This window comes from Streptomyces sp. NPDC014991 (assembly GCF_043080665.1).
GTDB lineage: Bacteria > Actinomycetota > Actinomycetes > Streptomycetales > Streptomycetaceae > Streptomyces.
Genome location: NZ_JBIBVY010000006.1, coordinates 39,751 through 58,038 on the forward strand (window position 1 = coordinate 39,751; position 18,288 = coordinate 58,038).

The window sequence follows — 18,288 nt, forward strand, 5'->3', positions numbered from 1 at the left end:
GGATCCCGTGATCTCCAGTGTGCTCGTCGCCAACCGGGGCGAGATCGCCTGCCGCGTCTTCCGAACCTGCGCCGACCTCGGCATACGCACGGTCGCCGTGCACTCGGACGCCGACACGGACGCGCTGCACGCGCGCCTGGCGGACACGGCGGTACGGCTGCCGGGCGCGGCGCCCGCCGACACCTATCTGCGCGGCGACCTGATCGTGAGGGCGGCCCTGAGCGCCGGCGCGGACGCCGTGCACCCCGGGTACGGCTTCCTGTCGGAGAACGCCGGCTTCGCGCGCGCCGTCCGCGCCGCCGGCCTCACCTGGATCGGGCCGCCCCCGCAGGCCATCGAGGCCATGGCGTCCAAGACCCGCGCCAAGCGGCTGATGGGCCTCACCCCCCTCGACGCGGACCGGGTCACCGACGCCGACCTGCCCGTCCTGGTGAAGGCGGCGGCCGGCGGCGGGGGGCGCGGCATGCGGATCGTGCGCCGGGCGGAGGAGCTGCCGGCCGCGCTGGAGGGCGCACGCGCGGAGGCCGCGAGCGCCTTCGGTGACGGGGAGGTGTTCGCGGAGCCGTACCTCGAACACGGCCGCCATGTGGAGGTGCAGATCCTCGCCGACACCCACGGCACCGTATGGCCGCTCGGCACCCGCGACTGCTCCCTCCAGCGCCGTCATCAGAAGGTGATCGAGGAGGCCCCGGCGCCGGCCCTGCCGGCCGCGCTCACCGAGGAGCTGTACGCGCTGGCGGTGCGCGCCGCCCGGTCCGTCTCCTACGTCGGCGCCGGCACGGTGGAGTTCCTGGTCGCCGACGGCCGCGCGCACTTCCTGGAGATGAACACCCGGCTCCAGGTCGAACACCCCGTCACGGAGGCGGTGTTCGACATCGACCTCGTCGCGGAGCAGATCCGGATCGCCGAGGGGCACGCCCTCGCCACCGTGCCGCCACCCGCGCGCGGCCACGCCGTCGAGGCCCGCCTGTACGCCGAGGACCCGGCCCGCGACTGGGCCCCCCAGACCGGCACCCTGCACCGCCTCGCCGTACCGGCCGGCGTCCGCCTGGACACCGGCTACACCGACGGCGACCCCATCGGACACCACTACGACCCGATGCTCGCCAAGGTCGTCGCCCACGCCCCCACCCGGGCCGAGGCGATCCGCCGGCTGGCCGGCGCGCTGGAGCGGGTCACGGTCCACGGCCCGGTCACCAACCGCGACCTGCTGGTGCGCTCCCTGCGGCACGAGGAGTTCACGTCCGCCCGCATGGACACCGGCTTCTACGACCGCCACCTCGCCGCACTCACCGCGCCCGCCCCCGACCCCCACGCCCCCCTGGCCGCCGCCCTCGCCGACGCCCACGGCCGCTCCCGCTTCGGCGGCTGGCGCAACGTGCCGTCACAGCCGCAGGTGAAGCGGTACGCGATGGGCGGCGAGGAGCACGAGGTCCGCTACCGGCACACCAGGCAGGGCCTCGCGGCGGACGGGGTGCGGGTCGTGCACGCCGACGCCCGTCTGGTCGTCCTCGAAGTCGACGGCGTCCGGCGCCGGTTCGAGGTGTCCCGGTACGGCGACCGGATCCACGTCAACACCACCGCCCTCACCGCCCTGCCCCGCTTCCCCGACCCGGCCGCCCGGCTCGCCCCCGGCTCCCTGCTGGCCCCGATGCCCGGCACGGTGGTACGTGTCGCCGAGGGCCTCGCGGAGGGCACGGCCGTCGAGGCGGGCCAGCCGCTGATCTGGCTGGAGGCGATGAAGATGCAGCACCGGATCTGCGCCCCGGCCGACGGGACGCTCACCGCCCTGCACGCCAGGCCGGGACAGCAGGTGGAACCGGGCCTGTTGCTCGCCGTCGTCCGAGAATCCTAGGAGCGCCATGACCTCCGTCATCGAATCCGAAGAGCAGCAGGCCCTGCGGTCCGCGGTCGCCGCCCTGGGCAGGCGCTACGGCCGCGACTACCTCACCCGGACCATCGCGGAGGGCCGTCACCCCACCGAACTGTGGTCCGAGGCGGGTGAACTCGGCTACCTCGGCGTCAACCTGCCCGAGGAGTACGGTGGCGGAGGCGCCGGCATCGAGGAACTGTCCATCGTGCTGGAGGAGCTGGGAGCGGCGGGCTCGCCGCTGCTGATGCTCGTCGTCTCGCCCGCGATCTGCGGGACGGTGATCTCCCGCTTCGGCACGCACCAACAGAAACGCGCCTGGCTCCCCGGACTCGCCGACGGCACCCGCACCATGGCCTTCGGCATCACCGAGCCCGACGCCGGATCCAACTCCCACCGCATCACCACCACCGCCCGCCGTGACGGCGCCGACTGGCTCCTGACCGGCCGCAAGGTGTTCGTCTCCGGCGTGGACCAGGCGGACGCCACGCTCATCGTGGGCCGCACCGAGGACGCCCGCACCGGCACCCTCAAGCCCTGCCTGTTCATCGTCCCGCGCGACACCGAGGGGTTCTCGCGTCACCCGATCGACATGGAACTCACCGCCGCGGAGAAGCAGTTCGAGCTGGTCCTGGACGACGTACGGCTGCCTCCAAAGGCGCTTGTCGGCGACGAGGACGCCGGTCTGCTCCAGTTGTTCGCCGGACTGAACCCGGAGCGCATCATGACGGCCGCGTTCGCGATCGGCATGGGCCGGTACGCCCTCGCCAAGGCCGTCGCCTACGCCCGCGACCGCACCGTGTGGAACGCACCCATCGGCGCCCACCAGGCCGTCGCGCACCCCCTGGCGCAGGCGCACATCAGCCTGGAGCTGGCCCGGCTGATGATGCAGAAGGCGGCCCGTCTGTACGACGCGGGCGACGACGCCGGCGCGGGCGAGGCCGCCAACATGGCCAAGTACGCGGCCGGCGAGGCCTGTGTGCAGGCCGTCGACCAGGCCGTGCACACCCTCGGCGGCAACGGGCTCACCCGGGAGTTCGGGCTCGCCTCGCTGGTGACGGCCGCGCGCGTGGCCCGTATTGCCCCGGTCAGCCGGGAGATGATCCTGAACTACGTCTCCCACCAGACCCTGGGCCTGCCCAAGTCGTACTAGGCCCTTTCGTTCGGATCATGCCGGGCTCGCGGGTTCTGGTGCCGCGCCTCGCCGCGTTGTCGTCGGTTGCCATGGCTCCGCCATGGCGCCCTCCTCCGCCGTGCGATGCACGGCACCAGGACCCGCTCCCTGATCCGGCCTGATCCGAACGAAAGACCCTAGGTCGTGTCCGCACCGTCCCCCGCGCCGCCTCCGGCAGGAGCGTGCGCCGACAGCTCAGGGAGCACACGTGAGCGCACCGATCGGACGCACGCGCGCGCGGGGCGTCGACACCCTCAGCCTGGACGCCACCGGCAGCCGCAACGCCCTCTCGGCGCCCCTGGTGGCCGCCCTCGCCGAGGCCCTGGCCGACTGCGCCCGGGACCCGGACGTACGGGCCGTGGTCCTCACCCACACCGGTACGACGTTCTGCGCCGGCGCCGACCTGCGCGAGCCGCCGCACCCCGACGCCCTCGTGGCCCTGCTGCGGCAGATCGTCGAACTGCCCAGACCGGTCGTCGCCCGCGTCACGGGACACGTCCGCGCCGGCGGCCTCGGCCTGCTCGCCGCCTGCGACATCGCCGTCTCCTCCACCACGGCCACCTTCGCCTTCACCGAGGTACGCGTCGGCGTCGCCCCCGCGGTGATCTCCCTGCCGGTGCTCCCGCGCACCGACCCCCGCGCCCTCGCCCGCCACTACCTCACCGGCGAGCGCTTCGACCCCGCGGAGGCCGTCCGCACCGGTCTGCTCACGGCGTGCGCCGACGACGTGGACGACGCCCTCGCCCCCGTCCTGGACGGCCTGCGCCGCTCCTCCCCCGAAGCCCTGACCGAGACCAAACGGCTGCTCACGGCTAGGGTGCTGGAGACGTTCGACCGGGACGCGGCGCGGCTGACCGCGCTCTCGGCCCGGCTGTTCTCCTCCGCCGACGCCCGGGAGGGGATGACGGCCTTCCTGGAGAGACGGGACGCGGCATGGGTGGTGTGAGTACGACGGAACGCGAGCGCGTGCCCAAGCAGGACCGCAGCCGGGCCACCCGGCAGCGGCTGCTGGAAGCCGCCGTGGCCTGCCTCGCCGAGCACGGCTGGGCGGGCTCCACGGTCGCCGCCGTGGCGGAGCGGGCCGGCGTCTCCCGGGGCGCCGCCCAGCACCACTTCCCCACCCGCGAGGACCTCTTCACCGCCGCCGTCGAGTACGTCGCCGAAGAACGCTCCACCGCCCTCAGAGCCCTCTTCCCCGACGGCCCCGCCGACCGCCGCGCCGTCGTCGCCGCCCTCGTCGACCTCTACACCGGCCCGCTCTTCCGCGCCGCCCTGCACCTGTGGGTCGCCGCGTCCGACGAGGAGCAGCTGCGTCCCCGGGTGACCGAGCTGGAGGCCCGCGTCGGCCGCGAGACCCACCGCATCGCCGTCGACCTCCTCGGCGCCGACGAGAGCCGCCCCGGCGTCCGTGAGAGCGTGCAGGGCCTCCTCGACATGGCCCGCGGCCTCGGCCTCGCCAACCTCCTCACCGACGACACCGCCCGCCGGCAACGGGTCGCCGCCCAGTGGGCCGCCCTGCTGGACGAGAACCTGGGCTGAGATGCGGGCCGACGAGCCCGGACGCACCACCGGCACGGGAGGCTACTCTTGGGCCCATGTCCCCGATGCTCGTCCGCCGCCGCCACGTGGACTACGTGCGCGTCACGAGCACGGGCTGTCGGCGCTTCTCCGCCTGACAGCCCCCCTCCTCCCTTTCTCTTCCGGCACCCGGGGGCCGCTCTCCACCCCCTCGGCGGCCACCCGTGCCCCGTACACCCTGCGGACGCACCATGACGATCCACCCCGCGACGACGCACACCCCGGCGACCCCGTCGTACGACCAGCTCCCGATCATCGACCTGTCGGCGGCCGACCGCGGCCCCCAGGCCCGCACCCTGCTCCACGCCCAGCTGCACAGCGCCGCCCACGACGTCGGCTTCTTCCAGCTCACCGGGCACGGCGTGACCCCGGCCGAGACCGACGCCCTGCTCACCGCCATGCGCGCCTTCTTCGCCCTCCCCGAGGCCGACCGGCTCGCCCTGGACAACGTGAACTCCCCGCACTTCCGCGGCTACACCCGCACCGGCGACGAGCGCACCGGCGGCTCCCGCGACTGGCGCGACCAGCTCGACATCGGCGCCGAACGCCCCGCCCGCGTCCCCGGCCCCGGCGAACCCCCGTACTGGTGGCTCCAGGGCCCCAACCAGTGGCCGGCCGCCCTGCCCGGACTGCGCACGGCCGCCCTTGCCTGGATCGACCGGCTGAGTGCGGTCGCCCAGCGCCTGCTGCGCGAACTGCTGACCGCCATCGGCGCCCCCGCCGACTTCTACGACCCCGTCTTCGGCGGCCACGCCCACCCGCACCTCAAGCTCGTCCGCTACCCCGGCAGCGCGGACGACGGCACCGGCCAGGGCGTCGGCGCGCACAAGGACTACGGCTTCCTCACCCTGCTCCTCCAGGACACCGTCGGCGGCCTCCAGGTCCAGCGCGAGGACGGCCGCTTCCACGACGTACCGCCCATCGAGGGCGCCTTCGTCGTCAACCTCGGCGAACTCCTGGAGGTGGCGACCGACGGCTACCTCCTGGCCACGAACCACCGGGTCGTCAGCCCGCCCGGCGCCACCGAGCGGTTCTCCGTCCCGTTCTTCTACAACCCGCGCCTGGACGCGAAGGTCGAGCCGCTGCCCTTCCCGCACGCGTCGAAGGCCCCCGGCATCACCGCCGACCCGGCCAACCCGTTGCACGCGGAGTACGGCTACAACGAACTGAAGGGCAAGCTCAGGGCCCACCCGCTGGTCGCCGAACGGCACCACGCGGGCCTGCTGACGCCGGCGTGACGCACGCCCCGCAGGGCGCGGAGCCGCACCGGCAGGCGGCTCCGCGTCGTCCTAGTGGGCGATGTCCGCGTACCCGTCGACCTCCTGCGGACGGCGCGGCCCCGGCCCCACGTACCGCGCGGAGGGCCGCACCAGCCTCCCCGTCCGCTTCTGCTCCAGGATGTGCGCCGACCACCCCGCGGTCCGCGCACACGTGAACATGGACGTGAACATGTGCGCCGGCACCTCGGCGAAGTCCAGCATGATCGCCGCCCAGAACTCCACGTTCGTGGCGAGCACCCGGTCCGGCCGGCGGTTGTGCAGCTCCTCCAGCGCGGCCTTCTCCAGCGCCTCCGCGACCTCGAACCGCGGCGCCCCCAGCTCCCGCGCCGTACGCCGCAGCACGCGCGCCCGCGGATCCTCGGCCCGGTACACCCGGTGCCCGAACCCCATCAGCCGCTCGCCGCGGTCCAGCGTCCGCCGGACGTACGCCTCCGCGTCCCCCGTCCGCTCGATCTCCTCGATCATCCCGAGCACCCGCGACGGCGCACCGCCGTGCAGCGGCCCCGACATCGCGCCCACCGCGCCCGACAGCGCGGCGGCGACGTCCGCGCCGGTGGAGGCGATGACCCGCGCGGTGAAGGTGGACGCGTTCATGCCGTGCTCGGCGGCGGACGTCCAGTACGCGTCCACGGCGGCGACGTGCTTCGGGTCCGGCTCCCCCCGCCACCGGATCATGAACCGCTCCACCACCGAGTGCGCCTTGTCGATCTCCCGCTGCGGCACCATCGGCAGCGCCTGCCCGCGCGCGGACTGGGCGACGTAGGACAGGGCCATCACGGCGGCCCGCGCCAGGTCCGCCCGTGCCTGCCGCTCGTCGATGTCGAGCAGCGGCCGCAGGCCCCACACCGGAGCCAGCATGGCCAGCGCCGACTGCACGTCCACCCGGATGTCACCGGAGTGCACCGGGATCGGGAACGGCTCGGCGGGCGGCAGACCGGGGTTGAACGCGCCGTCGACCAGCAGCCCCCACACGTTGCCGAACGAGACGTGCCCGACCAGGTCCTCGATGTCGACGCCCCGGTAGCGCAGGGCGCCGCCCTCCTTGTCGGGTTCGGCGATCTCCGTCTCGAACGCGACGACTCCCTCGAGCCCGGGTACGAAGTCGGACATCTGGCGGCTCCTCGTGATGTGCGGCCGGCGGTCATCCCGGTGATGCCCCGATCGGCCGGTCGTCACCCGTGGTGAACCCAACCGCAGGGGGATCAGCACGATAGCTCCCGGTGCCGCACTTGGGGAGACCACACGACACCCGGTGCCATACCCGTTCGATACGGCAAGATGACCGCGTGACCGACCGCGACCCGTTCCTGGACCCCGTCCTCGATCCCGCCGCCATGCGCAAGCAGTACCGGGCCGACGGCCTCGCCGAGGAGGACCTCGCCACCCATCCCATGGACCAGTTCGCCCGCTGGTTCGAGGAAGCCGCGCGGGCGGCCGTCCACGGCGCGCTCTACGAGGCCAACGCGATGGTCGTCTCCACCGTCGACCCGACGGGCCGGCCCAGCTCACGCACGGTCCTGATGAAGCAGTTCGACACCGACGGCTTCGTCTTCTACACCAACTACGACTCGCCCAAGGCCCGCGACCTCGCGCACAACCCGCGCGTCGGTCTGCTCTTCCCCTGGCATCCGCTGGCCCGCCAGGTGATCGTCACCGGCACCGCACGCCGCACCGGCCGCGACGAGACCGCCGCCTACTTCCGCACCCGCCCGCACGGCTCCCAGCTGGGCGCCTGGGCCAGCGCCCAGTCCACGGTGATCGCCTCCCGCGCCGAGCTGGACACCGCCTACGCCGTGCTCGAAACCCGCTACCCCGAGGGGGAACAGGTCCCGGTCCCGCCCCACTGGGGCGGTTTCCGCGTCGCACCGGAGACCGTCGAGTTCTGGCAGGGCCGCGAGAACCGCCTGCACGACCGCCTGCGCTACGCCGCCCGCCCGGACGGCACCTGGCGCGTGGAACGCCTCAGCCCCTGACCGGACCGGTCCGGGGAACGCAGACGACCCGCGGGCTGGGTTCCTCAGGGAGGAGCCGGCCGGACGTACCGGCAGCCCGCGGGTCGGGTGACTGCGTCGGATTGGCCGGCCGCGTGGTGAACACGCCGGTCCGGCACCGCACTGGGTGTGGTGGCGGGCCGCTAGCCCGCAGCCACCTCGCGCGTCCGGGTTTCACTCATGTACCCGATCACCTCCTTTCGTACGTGCCCTCAGCGTAGGAAGGCGGGGCCGGTGGACTCAACTGTTTTTTCGGCGGGCTCGCGCACAGGGGCCGCCGGGCACCGGGGCCGGGGAACTCTCCCGGGCCGGTTGCCCTGACAGGCGGGTGGCGCGGATGGTAGACGTGCTTCCGTGACCGGACTTCGCATCGTCACCGTCGACGGCGACGACATGCTCGAACACTGGCGGTACGTCCACAACGCGGTCGTACCGCCCGCCGCCCTGTCCCCGGAGGACGCCCGGCGGCGGTCGCAGTGGTACCGGCTGGCCAACGCCTACCTCGGGGACGTGGTCGTCGGGTGTTCCACCGTGCGGCCCCCGGCGGACCGGAACGGCGTGGCGACCGTCATCGCGCGCGTGCTGCCCGCGTTCCGGGGGCGCGGGTTCGGGACGGCGGTGTGGGAGGACGGGCGGGCGCACGCGCGCGCGCTCGGCGCCGGGGTGATCGAGACGTGCGTGCTCGCGGCGAACGGCGACGGGCTGCGATTCGCCCTGCGGCGCGGATTCGTGGAGGTCGAGCGGTACGTGCTGGACGGGGAACGGGACGAGTGGGTGGATCTACGGCTCCCGCCGGGCGGGCCCGGGGATTGATTGCCGCAATCTTGCGGGAACAGGATGTGGGCTGTGTCACGTTCCAGTTGAATGAAGGCCAGTGAGCGGACCGAGCGCCGTACGTGCGCGGACGCAGCCTCCAGGGGGTCCAGGTGAGTGCTTCGCGGCGGAGTGGGACCACGGACGAGCTGGGGCCGGACGAGCCCGGTGAGCCCGGCGGCTCCGACCTGCTCGCCGCGCTGCTGGACGGCATGGACGCGGCCCTGTGCGCCTTCGACGCCGACGGGGTGGTGACCCACTGGAACCGGGAGGCCGAGCGGATCCTCGGCTGGACGGCCGGCGAGGCCGTCGGCCGGCACGGCTTCGCCGGCTGGGCGGTGCGCAGCGCCGACGCCGAGGACGTGCACGCCCGGCTGATGTCGGTGATGCGGGCGCCCGGGCGGCAGGTGCACGAGTTCGCGCTCGTGACCAAGGACGGCGGCCGGGTGCTGGTGCGGACGCAGTCCGCCGCCGTACGCGGACCCGACGGAGAACCCGCGGGGGTGTACTGCGCGTTCAGCGAGGTGCACGCGCAGATCGACCTGGAGCGGTCGATCGCGTTGAGCGAGGCGCTCTTCGAGAACGCGTCCTGGGGGGTCGTGCTGGTCGACGCCGATCTGCGGCCCGCCGTGGTCAACGCGCACGCGGCAAGGGCCCTGGGCGTGGGGCGCACGTCCGTGCTGGGGCGTCCGCTGGGTGAACTGCTCGGGCGGGGCATGGAGGAGCTGGAGGCGGCCCTCACCCACGTCCTGGCCGAGGGTGCGCCGCCCGCGCCCGCCGATCTGTGGGTCGGCGTACGCACACCGGAGGGTGAGACGCGGCGCTGCTGGCGCAGCGGGTTCCTGCGGCTGGCCTCACCGCTCGCGGAGGAGCCGGTGCCGCTCGGCGTGGCCTGGCTGTTCCAGGACGTCACCGAGGCCCGCCAGGGTGAGCAGGAGACGGCCCTGCTGCGGTTCCGGGCGAACCAGCTGCACCGGGCGGCCCGGGCCGCGGCCGAGTGCGAGGACCCGGTGGAGGCGGCCACCGTCCACCTGGACTTCGCCCTCGCCGGCTTCGCCGACCACGCGCTCGTCGACCGGGTTGCGGGCCCGGCGCGCGCGGAGGGCGAGGGCACGCCGGATCCGGTACGGCTGGTACGGCTCGCCGCCACGCCCGCCGCAGCGCCGGGCCCGAGCGTGCCGACGGGCGCGGCGGGACTGCCCGTGCGGTACGCGGAGGGGCACCCGGCGCTCCAGTGCGTGGAACGGGCCGGGATCGTGCGCGCCGACGCCGGCTCGGTACCGGCGGCGCGAGCGCGGGAGTGGGCACTGGAGCGGCGGTGGCCCGGCGACGCGGTGCACGCGCTGTGCGCGGTGCTGCGCAGCCGGGGGCGCACGCTGGGCGTGGTGACGTTCCTGCGCGGAGCCGGCCGGAACCGCTTCGAGCGGTCCGACACGGCCTACGCGGAGGACGTGGCCGTACGGATCGCGACGGCCCTGGACCTGGCGGAGGCGCTGCGGGGGCGGCCGGAAGAACAGGGCCCGGATCAGCGGCGGTAGAAGATCCGGTCGCCGTACTCGTCCATCACCCTGCCGTTCCACTCGTGTCCGCCGTCGACGTTGCCCGAGCGCAGCAGCGGGGGTTCGATGCCGCGGTCGGCGAGGGCGGCGGCGGCGGTCGCCATGACCGCCTGCACGAGAGCCGTGGTGACGACCGTGGAGGCGGGTGCGAAGGGCGCCGGGATGGTGTCGAGGGTGAGTTCCGCGTCGCCGACGGCGATCTTCGAGTCGAGGACGATGTCGCAGTGGTCCTTCAGGAAGGTGCCGGAGGCGTGCCGGGACGTGGTTTCCGTGGCGTACGCGACGGAGGTCACGCCGATGACCTTCACGCCGAGGGCGCGGGCGCCCTGGGCCATCTCCACGGGCAGGGCGTTGCGGCCGGAGAGGGAGATGATCAGCAGGGCGTCGCCGGCGCGGACCGGGGAGGTGCCGAGGACGGCGCTCGCGAGGCCGTCGACGCGCTCCAGGGCCGAGCCGAGGGTCGCGGGGGTGACGTCGACGCCGACGACCCCGGGGACGGCGAGCAGGTTCATCAGGGCCAGGCCCCCCGCGCGGTAGACGACGTCCTGCGCGGCCAGGGAGGAGTGTCCGGCGCCGAAGGCGAACAGGCGGCCGCCGGCCGCGACGGTGTCGGCGAGCAGGGTGCCGGCCGCGGTGATCGTCCCGGCTTCCTCGTCGCGGACCCGTTGCAGCAGGCCGATGGCGGCGTCGAGGAACAGGTCGGCAGGCGTGCCGTCGCTCATGCGGTGCCCCTTCGCAGCGTCTGTGTCGCGGATCACCGTGCGGTCTGGACCAGTGCGGTGTCAATACGGCCGACGGCACCGGGTGCCGGTGCCGGCCCCGGCCGGGCGGACCCCCCGTTTCCGCGGCACCGCACGCTTGTCAGTGGGATCCGGCAGAATTGGGTCCAGGGCCAGCGCACGCGTCGGGCTGCCGGCTGAGGTAATCGAGGGGCACGTATGTCCGGACTGATCGACACCACGGAGATGTATCTCCGCACCATCCTCGAACTCGAAGAGGAAGGCGTAGTCCCCATGCGCGCCCGCATCGCGGAGCGGCTGGACCAGAGCGGGCCGACGGTGAGCCAGACGGTGGCGCGGATGGAGCGCGACGGCCTGGTGTCCGTGGCCAGCGACCGGCACCTGGAGCTGACGGACGAGGGGCGCCGGCTGGCCACGCGCGTGATGCGCAAGCACCGGCTGGCCGAGTGTCTCCTCGTGGACGTGATCGGCCTGGAGTGGGAGCAGGTGCACGCGGAGGCGTGCCGCTGGGAGCACGTGATGAGCGAGGCGGTGGAGCGCCGCGTGCTGGAGCTGCTGCGGCACCCGACCGAGTCGCCGTACGGCAACCCCATCCCGGGCCTGGAGGAGCTGGGCGAGAAGGACGGGGCGGAGGCGTTCCTGGACGAGAGCATGGTGTCGCTGGCCGACCTGGACCCGGGCACGGACGGCAAGACGGTCGTGGTGCGCCGCATCGGTGAGCCCATCCAGACGGACGCGCAGCTGATGTACACGCTGCGGCGGGCGGGCGTGCAGCCCGGTTCGGTGGTGAGTGTCACGGAGTCGCCCGGCGGAGTGCTGGTGGGCAGCGGCGGCGAGGCGGCCGAGCTGGAGGCGGACGTCGCCTCCCACGTGTTCGTGGCCAAGCGCTGAGACGGGAGAGGCCCCGGCGCCGTGCGGCGCCGGAGCCCGTCCTCCCCTGTGCTGACCCGGAGCCCCGAGCTCCCAGGGTCATTTCCCCTCGGACCGTTTTTCCCCGAGCGGTCCGCCTCCTGACTGAAGAGATCCCCTCGACCGCGGCGATCATTCCCTGAGAGGTGTCACTCGAATGAGGGGTGTTGTCCGCGGAGACGAAATTTTCGAATAAGTATTCGATAGCCTGAAACAAGTGGACGACGAGGCAGGCGGAGCTGGGGGGTACCAGGCCGATGGCACGGCGTATCGACGTGACGGGAACGGGCGGGGTGCGTCTGGCCGCCTGGGAGTTCGCGGATCCTCCGAAAGCGGACCCTCCGCAACAGCCGGGGGAGCCGCGCACGGACGCGGAGTCCGGCGCTCCGGGCGTGCTGTTACTGCACGGCCTGATGGGCCGCGCCTCCCACTGGGCGGCCACCGCCCGCTGGCTCGCCGGGCGCCACCGCGCCGTGGCGCTCGACCAGCGCGGACACGGCCAGAGCGACAAACCCGCCCCGGCCGCCTACACCCGCGAGGCCTACGTCGGGGACGCCGAGGCCGCCGTCGAGCAGCTCGGCCTCGGCCCGGTCCTTCTCGTCGGCCACGCCATGGGCGCGCTCACCGCCTGGCAGCTCGCCGCGAAGCGCCCCGACCTGGTACGCGGGCTGATCATCTGCGACATGCGGGCTTCCGCGCTCGGCGCGGCCTCGCAGCGCGAATGGACCAACTGGTTCCGGTCCTGGCCCCTCCCCTTCGCCAGCCTCGCCGACGTCCGCGCCTGGTTCGGCGAGGACGACCCCTGGGTGGAGCGGCCGAACCCCGCGCGCGGCGCGTTCTACGCCGAGGTGATGCACGAGTGCCAGGACGGCTGGCGGCCCATCTTCGAGCCGGAGCAGATGCTCAGCTCCCGCGAGGCATGGGTGTACGACGCCCACTGGGAGGAACTGGCCCAGGTCCGGTGCCCCGCGCTCGTCGTCCGCGGTCTCGACGGCGAACTGGGCCGCGCCGAGGCCCAGGAGATGGTCCGGGTCCTGCCCCGGGGCGCCTATGCCGAGGTGCCCGACGCCGGCCACCTCGCCCACTACGACCACCCGGAGTCCTGGCGCGCCGCGGTCGAACCCTTCCTCGGGCAGGTCCTCACCGGCTGACCGGCCGCGCCAGCTGCCGTTCCCTTCCCCGGGCGGCCACCGCCCCCGTACCCACAGCGAGGACCGCGCATGAGCATCCAGGCCCAGGAGGACTTCCTGAAGGGCTTCCACGCCGGCCGGCCGGCGGTGACCACCGAGGCGTTCGCCGCGGCCCGCGCCGCCGGCGCCCGCACCGGTTACGAGGTCCTGCGGGACCGCGTCACCGGCCGCCACCGCGTCCTGGACCTCGGCTGTGGTGACGGCCTGCTGCTGGAACTGCTGGCCGGCACCCCCGGCCGCCGGCTCGCCGGGGTCGACCTCTCACCGCGGTCGCTGTCCCTGGCCCGCCGTCGGCCGGCGCTGTCCGCGGCGGCCCTGCTGGAGGCCCGGGCCCAGCGGCTCCCGTTCCGCACCGGCGCCTTCGACGCCTGCGTCTCGCACCTGGCACTGATGCTGATGGCCGACCTCGGCCAGGTCCTCGCCGAGCTGTCCCGGGTCCTGGCCCCGGGCGGCCTGCTGGCCTGCGCCATCGGGGCCGGCGGGAGCGGGACGGCGTACGAGCTGTTCGGCGAGCTGCTGCCGCAGGCGCTCGCCGGGGCGCCGGCCGGCCGCCGGATGCCGGCGCTGGGCGACCGCCGGGCCCGCGACCCGGAGGCGCTCGGCGCACTGATCGCCGCGGCCGGCTTCGCCGGCGAGCCGGAGTGGGAGACGGTGACGGTCGACATGAGCGGGCCGCCCGAGCGGGTCTGGACGGCACTGTCCGGCATGTACGACCTCGCCGCGCTGGACGGCGCGGCGCTGGCCGCGCTCGGGCGGACCTTCCGCGCCCGGGCCGCCGCCGTCACCGGCGAGGGCGAGGACGTGGACTGCCACTTCCGCCTGCGCGTGCTGACGGCCCGGCGGCCCTGACACGACACGCTCCCGTCGTGCCCGCGCCGTACCCCGGACGGACCCGGGCGCCCGACCCTAGCGATCCCGGCCGCACGCGTAGGTCAGCGGGGAGATCAGTTCCTCCGCGTCCGGCAGCCAGCGGTTCGCCGGGGTCGGCCGGCGGGCCCACTGCACGGCCCCCCGGGAGCCGACCCGGGTGGGAGGCGCGGCCACATACGCGCCCTCGCCCAGCACGAGCAGATCCAGGGACGACAGCGACCACCCCAGTTTCCGCACCAGGTCCGGCACCTTGGCGCCGGCCCCCGGCAGCACGAAGAAGTGCATCCGCCGGTCGGGGGTCAGCGTGACCGGCCCGAGCGTCAGCGCCATCCGCTCCATCCGGGCGAGGGCCAGGAACCCGGTGCTCTCCGGGACGGACAGCGTGTCGAACGTCCGTCCCGTCGGCATCAGGATCGACGCCGTCGGCTGCTGCTGCCACATCCGGCGCACGACGGTCGCGCTGCCGGTCGCCCGGTCCGCCCAGTCGGGGCGCGCGGGGTGCGCCCCCGGCGCGGGGCAGGAGAAGTCACGGCACGAGCAGTACGGCACCCCGTCGACCGCTTCCAGCCAGCTGCCGGGGACCACGTCCCAGTGCCGTTCCTCGGCGTACCGTACGGCGGTCTCCAGCAGCGACTCCCCCCGCTGCTGCGGGACGTGACCGGCGCTCTGAGTGTCCTGGGCTCCCGCGATCGTCTCTTCCACGCCCCTCTCAACTCCCTCGCCCATCCGGGGTTACGGCCGCGGCGTGCGCGGGGGAGGAGCACCGGTCCGGCAGTCGGGGCGCATGGGTGCACGTGCGGGGGCGCGCGGGAGGAAGCGAGGCGTGGGATGGGTAACCAGGGAGGGGGAGGGCAACCGTCGTTACCCCGGCAAACCGCACATGTCGTGCATTGGCGGTATGTCAGCTGGGCAGTGATCTTCCCGGCCCGAACTTCACGCTCCAGGAGATCGCAACGCAGGGGGTAGCACATGGCCGCAAGGCCGCTCGTGGCGAGGCAGCCGAACGAACGTCTCCAGACACTCATCCAGGAAGCGGGGTGCTCGAACGCCGGGCTGGCCCGGCGGGTCAACATGTGCGGCGCCGAGCACGGTCTCGACCTGCGCTACGACAAGACGTCCGTTGCCCGCTGGCTGCGCGGCCAGCAGCCGCGGGGCCGGGCGCCGGCGATCATCGCCGAGGCGCTCGGGCGCAAGCTCGGCCGTACGGTCACGATCGACGAGATCGGCATGGCCAACGGCAAGAACCTCGCCTCGGGGGTCGGTCTCCAGTTCTCGCCGACGGTACTGGGGGCCATCGAGCAGGTCTGCGAGCTGTGGCGCAGCGACGTGGGGCGCCGGGACTTCCTGTCCGGCTCCTCCGTCGCCGCCTCCGCGCTGGTCGAACCCAGCCGCGACTGGCTGATCTCGGCGCCCGACGCCCAGGTCGCCCGGCAGGCGGGCCCGCGCGTGGGCCAGTCCGACGTCGCCGCCGTACGGGCCATGACCCAGTCGCTGACGGACCTCGACCACCAGTACGGCAGCGGGCACGTGCGCCCCGTCGTCGTGCACTACCTGAACAGTGTCGTCTCCGGACTGCTCGCGGGCTCCTACCGGGAGGCCGTGGGGCGGGAACTCTTCGCGGCCGTCGCCCGGTTGACCGAGCTGGCCGGGTACATGGCCGTCGACACCGGTCAACCGGGCCTGGCCCAGCGGTACTACATCCAGTCGCTGCGGCTCGCCCAGGCCGCCGGGGACCGGGGGTACGGCGGCTACGTCCTCGCCGCCTCCATGAGCCACCTCGCCGCACAGCTCGGGAACCCGCGGGAGATCGCCCAGTTGGCGCGGGCGGCCCAGGAGGGGGCGCGCGGGCAGGTGACCCCGCGCGTGGAGGCGATGTTCCACGGGGCCGAGGCGCGCGGGCACGCACTGCTCGGCGACGCGCGCGCGGCGCAGGCGTCCACCGGGCGGGCCGTCGCGGCGATGGAGCGGGCGGACGGCTCCCGCGGGGACGACCCGGTGTGGATCCGGCACTTCGACGAGGCCTACCTGGCCGACGAGTTGGCGCACTGCCACCGAGACCTGGGGCAGGCCGAACAGGCGGCGCGGTACGCCGAGCAGTCGCTCGACGGCCACCCCGAGTCCCGCGCCCGCCGGCGCGCCATCGGCTATGTGCTGCTGGCCACGGCCCAGGTGCAGCAGCGCGAGATCGAACAGGCCTGCAGCACGGGCATGAAGGCGGTCGAGCTGCTGGAGACCCTGCGGTCCAACCGGGGTGCCGAGTACCTGGACGACCTCCAGCAGCGGCTGGAGCCGTTCCGGGACGAGGCGGTGGTGAGGGAGTTCGGGGCGCGCCTGGAACTTCCGCAGGCCGCGTGAACACCGTCCCCGCCAGGTGGTGAACGGAAGGCGAACGGCGGCCGGGCGGACGCCCGGTGCCGTGGAGGCGCGTCGCGGGGCGGCGCTGTTACCGCCGTCACAGGAAAGGAGGTTGCGTCCTGAGCTGCGTGGCACCCGGCTCGGGGGACCCGGTAGCGTGAGCCGACGATTCACAAGGTCCCCCATTGGTAGGAGTCCCGGTGACGCAGAGTGGACAGGGCGAGGAGCCCTCGGCGCGGCCCGCGCGCGAAGGCATCGTGCTGCCCTCCGACGGAGGCGAGCCCCTGCTGCCGGGCACGACCGGAACGCCCGCCCCCGCGGCCCCGGCCGGCGGCCAGGCCTGGGGCGGCCCCCGGGGCCCGGAGCAGCAGGCACCCCAGCCGGGCCCGGGGCTGCCACCGGCCGCCCCGCAGTGGGGCACACCGGACGGTGCCGGCCCGCAGCCCCCGTCCGCGGCGAACCCGGGCCCGCTGCCTCCCGAGGGCGCCCCGGCTCCGTCGTACGGCAACCAGACCCCGTCCTACGGCAGCCAGCCGCCCCCGTACGGCGGCCGGCCCCCGTCGTACGGCGCCCCCGCCGGGCAGGGGGGACAGCAGTACGGCGGCCAGGGTGACCCCGCCGGGCAGGGGGGACAGCAGTACGGCGGCCCGCAGAGCGGTGGCTACGGCGTGCCCCAGCAGCCCGCGTACGGCGCGCCCGACCCCTATGGGCAGCCCCAGCAGTACCCGCAGCACCCCCAGTCCTCGCAGCAGTACCCGGCGCAGTCCGCACCCGGCGCGCCGCTGCCGCCCGCCGCCCCCGGCGCCGGGTTCCCGGGGGCGGGGGCCCCGCTGCCGCCCACGGCCGACGGCGCCACCCAGTACCTCCCGCCGGTTCCCGCGGGCCCCGCCGACGAGGGCGCCACCCAGTACCTGCCGCCCGTCCAGGCGGCCCCCTCGGACCAGGCCGCCACCCAGTACCTCCCCCCGGTGCCGCCGGGCACGGCGCCGCCCGAGTCGGCCGGTGAGCAGACGCGGTACCTCGGCCACGGGCCCCGGCCGGCGGCGCCCGCGCACTCCGACGCGGAGGCCACGCAGTACATCCCGCCCTACGCCGGCCAGGCCCAGGCGGCCGGCGGGGACCGGCAGCCGCCGGCCGAGTTCGACAACCTCTTCCGCGGCGGCCCGGGGGGCGACGACGGCCCGGCCGGGTCCACCCAGCAGCTCCCGCGCGTGCCCGACGCCCACTCCGGCCCGGCGCAGACGCCGTACCGCCCGGCGCAGCCGTCGTACGGCCCCGAGGCGGACGACGAGGGCGGGCGGCGCCGGGGCCGGTCACGGCTGCCGCTGATCGCCGCCATCGGCGTCGGCCTGATCGTGCTCGGCGTGGGCGCCGGCGCGCTGCTGAGCGGCGGGGGCGGCAAGGACGGGGGCACCGACGACAAGACGGCCGCCACCGCGTCCCCCACCACCCAGGGCTCCGCCTCACCGGCCGTCGACCCCGCCCGGCAGCAGGCGGTCGACCTGGACAAGCTGCTCGCGGACAGCGGCAGCAGCCGTGCCTCGGTGATCCAGGCGGTGACCGACGTCCGGCGGTGCGACAACCTCGACCAGGCCGCCGCCGGCCTGCGGGACGCGGCCAAGCAGCGCGGCGCACTGGTCACCCGGCTCGGCACGCTGTCCGTCGACAAGCTGCCGGGCAGCGGCGACCTGACGGCCGCACTGACCAGTGCCTGGCAGGCGTCCGCCGCGGCCGACAACCACTACGCGGCCTGGGCCGACCAGGCCAAGGGCCGCAAGGTCTGCCACAAGGGGCACGCCCGGACCACCGGTGAGACGCAGGCCGGCAACCGGGAGAGCGGCACCGCCAGCGCGCAGAAGGCGAAGGCGGCGGCGCTGTGGAACGCGATCGCGCGGAAGTACGGTCTGACCCAGCGCCAGCCCACCCAGCTGTGACCGCCCGACGGGTCCCGGCCGCCGG

Annotated in this window: 16 protein-coding genes; 13 read left to right on the forward strand and 3 right to left on the reverse strand. The window is 74.5% G+C overall.

All coding sequences use genetic code 11. The annotated features are described in order from the left end of the window. The first annotated feature begins 7 nt into the window (after positions 1-7). The 5 genes from ACF1BE_RS12160 (at position 8) to ACF1BE_RS12180 (ending at position 5,860) form a co-directional block, all read left to right on the forward strand. Positions 8-1,855: a biotin carboxylase N-terminal domain-containing protein gene (locus tag ACF1BE_RS12160; RefSeq protein ID WP_392198909.1), complete on the forward strand. Its 1,848-nt coding sequence runs from the start codon at positions 8-10 to the stop codon at positions 1,853-1,855. A 7-nt stretch (positions 1,856-1,862) separates the two neighbouring features. After that, on the forward strand, positions 1,863-3,023 hold the full coding sequence (locus ACF1BE_RS12165) for an acyl-CoA dehydrogenase family protein (RefSeq protein ID WP_392198910.1): 1,161 nt from the start codon (positions 1,863-1,865) through the stop codon (positions 3,021-3,023). Positions 3,024-3,252: 229 nt separating this feature from the next. Then, entirely contained in the window at positions 3,253-3,990 is a 738-nt protein-coding gene (locus tag ACF1BE_RS12170; protein ID WP_392198911.1) for an enoyl-CoA hydratase family protein, read from the forward strand. Then, positions 3,978-4,583 (forward strand): TetR/AcrR family transcriptional regulator, encoded by a 606-nt coding sequence (locus ACF1BE_RS12175; RefSeq protein WP_392198912.1) that lies wholly within the window; start codon positions 3,978-3,980, stop codon positions 4,581-4,583. Before ACF1BE_RS12170 ends, ACF1BE_RS12175 begins: the two co-directional genes overlap by 13 nt. A 230-nt stretch (positions 4,584-4,813) precedes the next feature. Next, a complete protein-coding gene (locus tag ACF1BE_RS12180; RefSeq protein WP_392198913.1) occupies positions 4,814-5,860 on the forward strand; it encodes an isopenicillin N synthase family dioxygenase in 1,047 nt (348 codons plus the stop codon). 51 nt (positions 5,861-5,911) lie between these two features. On the opposite strand, the gene ACF1BE_RS12185 is transcribed toward ACF1BE_RS12180, so the two are convergent. Further along, positions 5,912-7,012 (reverse strand): citrate synthase 2, encoded by a 1,101-nt coding sequence (locus tag ACF1BE_RS12185; RefSeq protein WP_392198914.1) that lies wholly within the window; start codon positions 7,010-7,012, stop codon positions 5,912-5,914. A 176-nt stretch (positions 7,013-7,188) separates the two neighbouring features. Between ACF1BE_RS12185 and pdxH the strand changes: the two genes are divergently transcribed. From pdxH to ACF1BE_RS12200, 3 genes are all read left to right on the forward strand, one after another. Further along, complete coding sequence (pdxH, locus tag ACF1BE_RS12190) at positions 7,189-7,875, forward strand: pyridoxamine 5'-phosphate oxidase (protein WP_392198915.1); 687 nt, start codon at positions 7,189-7,191, stop codon at positions 7,873-7,875. 372 nt (positions 7,876-8,247) lie between these two features. Beyond that, a complete protein-coding gene (locus ACF1BE_RS12195; protein ID WP_392198916.1) occupies positions 8,248-8,706 on the forward strand; it encodes a GNAT family N-acetyltransferase in 459 nt (152 codons plus the stop codon). A 113-nt stretch (positions 8,707-8,819) separates the two neighbouring features. Then, the gene (locus ACF1BE_RS12200) at positions 8,820-10,244 is read left to right on the forward strand and encodes a PAS domain-containing protein (protein ID WP_392198917.1); all 1,425 of its coding nucleotides are present in this window, start codon (positions 8,820-8,822) and stop codon (positions 10,242-10,244) included. On the opposite strand, the gene ACF1BE_RS12205 is transcribed toward ACF1BE_RS12200, so the two are convergent. After that, a complete protein-coding gene (locus ACF1BE_RS12205; protein ID WP_392198918.1) occupies positions 10,232-10,987 on the reverse strand; it encodes an SIS domain-containing protein in 756 nt (251 codons plus the stop codon). The two genes, ACF1BE_RS12200 and ACF1BE_RS12205, sit on opposite strands and share 13 nt — an antisense overlap. Positions 10,988-11,203: 216 nt before the next feature. Here ACF1BE_RS12205 and ACF1BE_RS12210 point away from each other — a divergent pair, with 216 nt between their 5' ends. The 3 genes from ACF1BE_RS12210 (at position 11,204) to ACF1BE_RS12220 (ending at position 13,953) form a co-directional block, all read left to right on the forward strand. Beyond that, positions 11,204-11,896, forward strand: a complete 693-nt coding sequence (locus ACF1BE_RS12210; RefSeq protein WP_392198919.1) for a metal-dependent transcriptional regulator — start codon at positions 11,204-11,206, stop codon at positions 11,894-11,896. A gap of 275 nt (positions 11,897-12,171) precedes the next feature. Then, positions 12,172-13,065 carry an alpha/beta fold hydrolase gene (locus tag ACF1BE_RS12215; protein WP_392198920.1) on the forward strand — a complete coding sequence of 298 codons (894 nt, stop codon included), beginning with the start codon at positions 12,172-12,174 and terminating at the stop codon, positions 13,063-13,065. 69 nt (positions 13,066-13,134) lie between these two features. Continuing rightward, positions 13,135-13,953 (forward strand): class I SAM-dependent methyltransferase, encoded by an 819-nt coding sequence (locus ACF1BE_RS12220; RefSeq protein WP_392198921.1) that lies wholly within the window; start codon positions 13,135-13,137, stop codon positions 13,951-13,953. 57 nt (positions 13,954-14,010) lie between these two features. Here ACF1BE_RS12220 and ACF1BE_RS12225 read toward each other — a convergent pair whose 3' ends face one another. Continuing rightward, on the reverse strand, positions 14,011-14,676 hold the full coding sequence (locus ACF1BE_RS12225) for a bifunctional DNA primase/polymerase (RefSeq protein ID WP_392198922.1): 666 nt from the start codon (positions 14,674-14,676) through the stop codon (positions 14,011-14,013). Positions 14,677-14,943: 267 nt separating this feature from the next. Here ACF1BE_RS12225 and ACF1BE_RS12230 point away from each other — a divergent pair, with 267 nt between their 5' ends. Both ACF1BE_RS12230 and ACF1BE_RS12235 read left to right on the forward strand, forming a co-directional pair. After that, positions 14,944-16,329, forward strand: coding sequence for a transcriptional regulator (locus tag ACF1BE_RS12230; protein ID WP_392198923.1), 1,386 nt, complete (start codon positions 14,944-14,946; stop codon positions 16,327-16,329). A 200-nt stretch (positions 16,330-16,529) separates the two neighbouring features. Then, the gene (locus ACF1BE_RS12235; RefSeq protein ID WP_392198924.1) at positions 16,530-18,263 is read left to right on the forward strand and encodes a hypothetical protein; all 1,734 of its coding nucleotides are present in this window, start codon (positions 16,530-16,532) and stop codon (positions 18,261-18,263) included. Positions 18,264-18,288 lie beyond the last annotated feature (25 nt).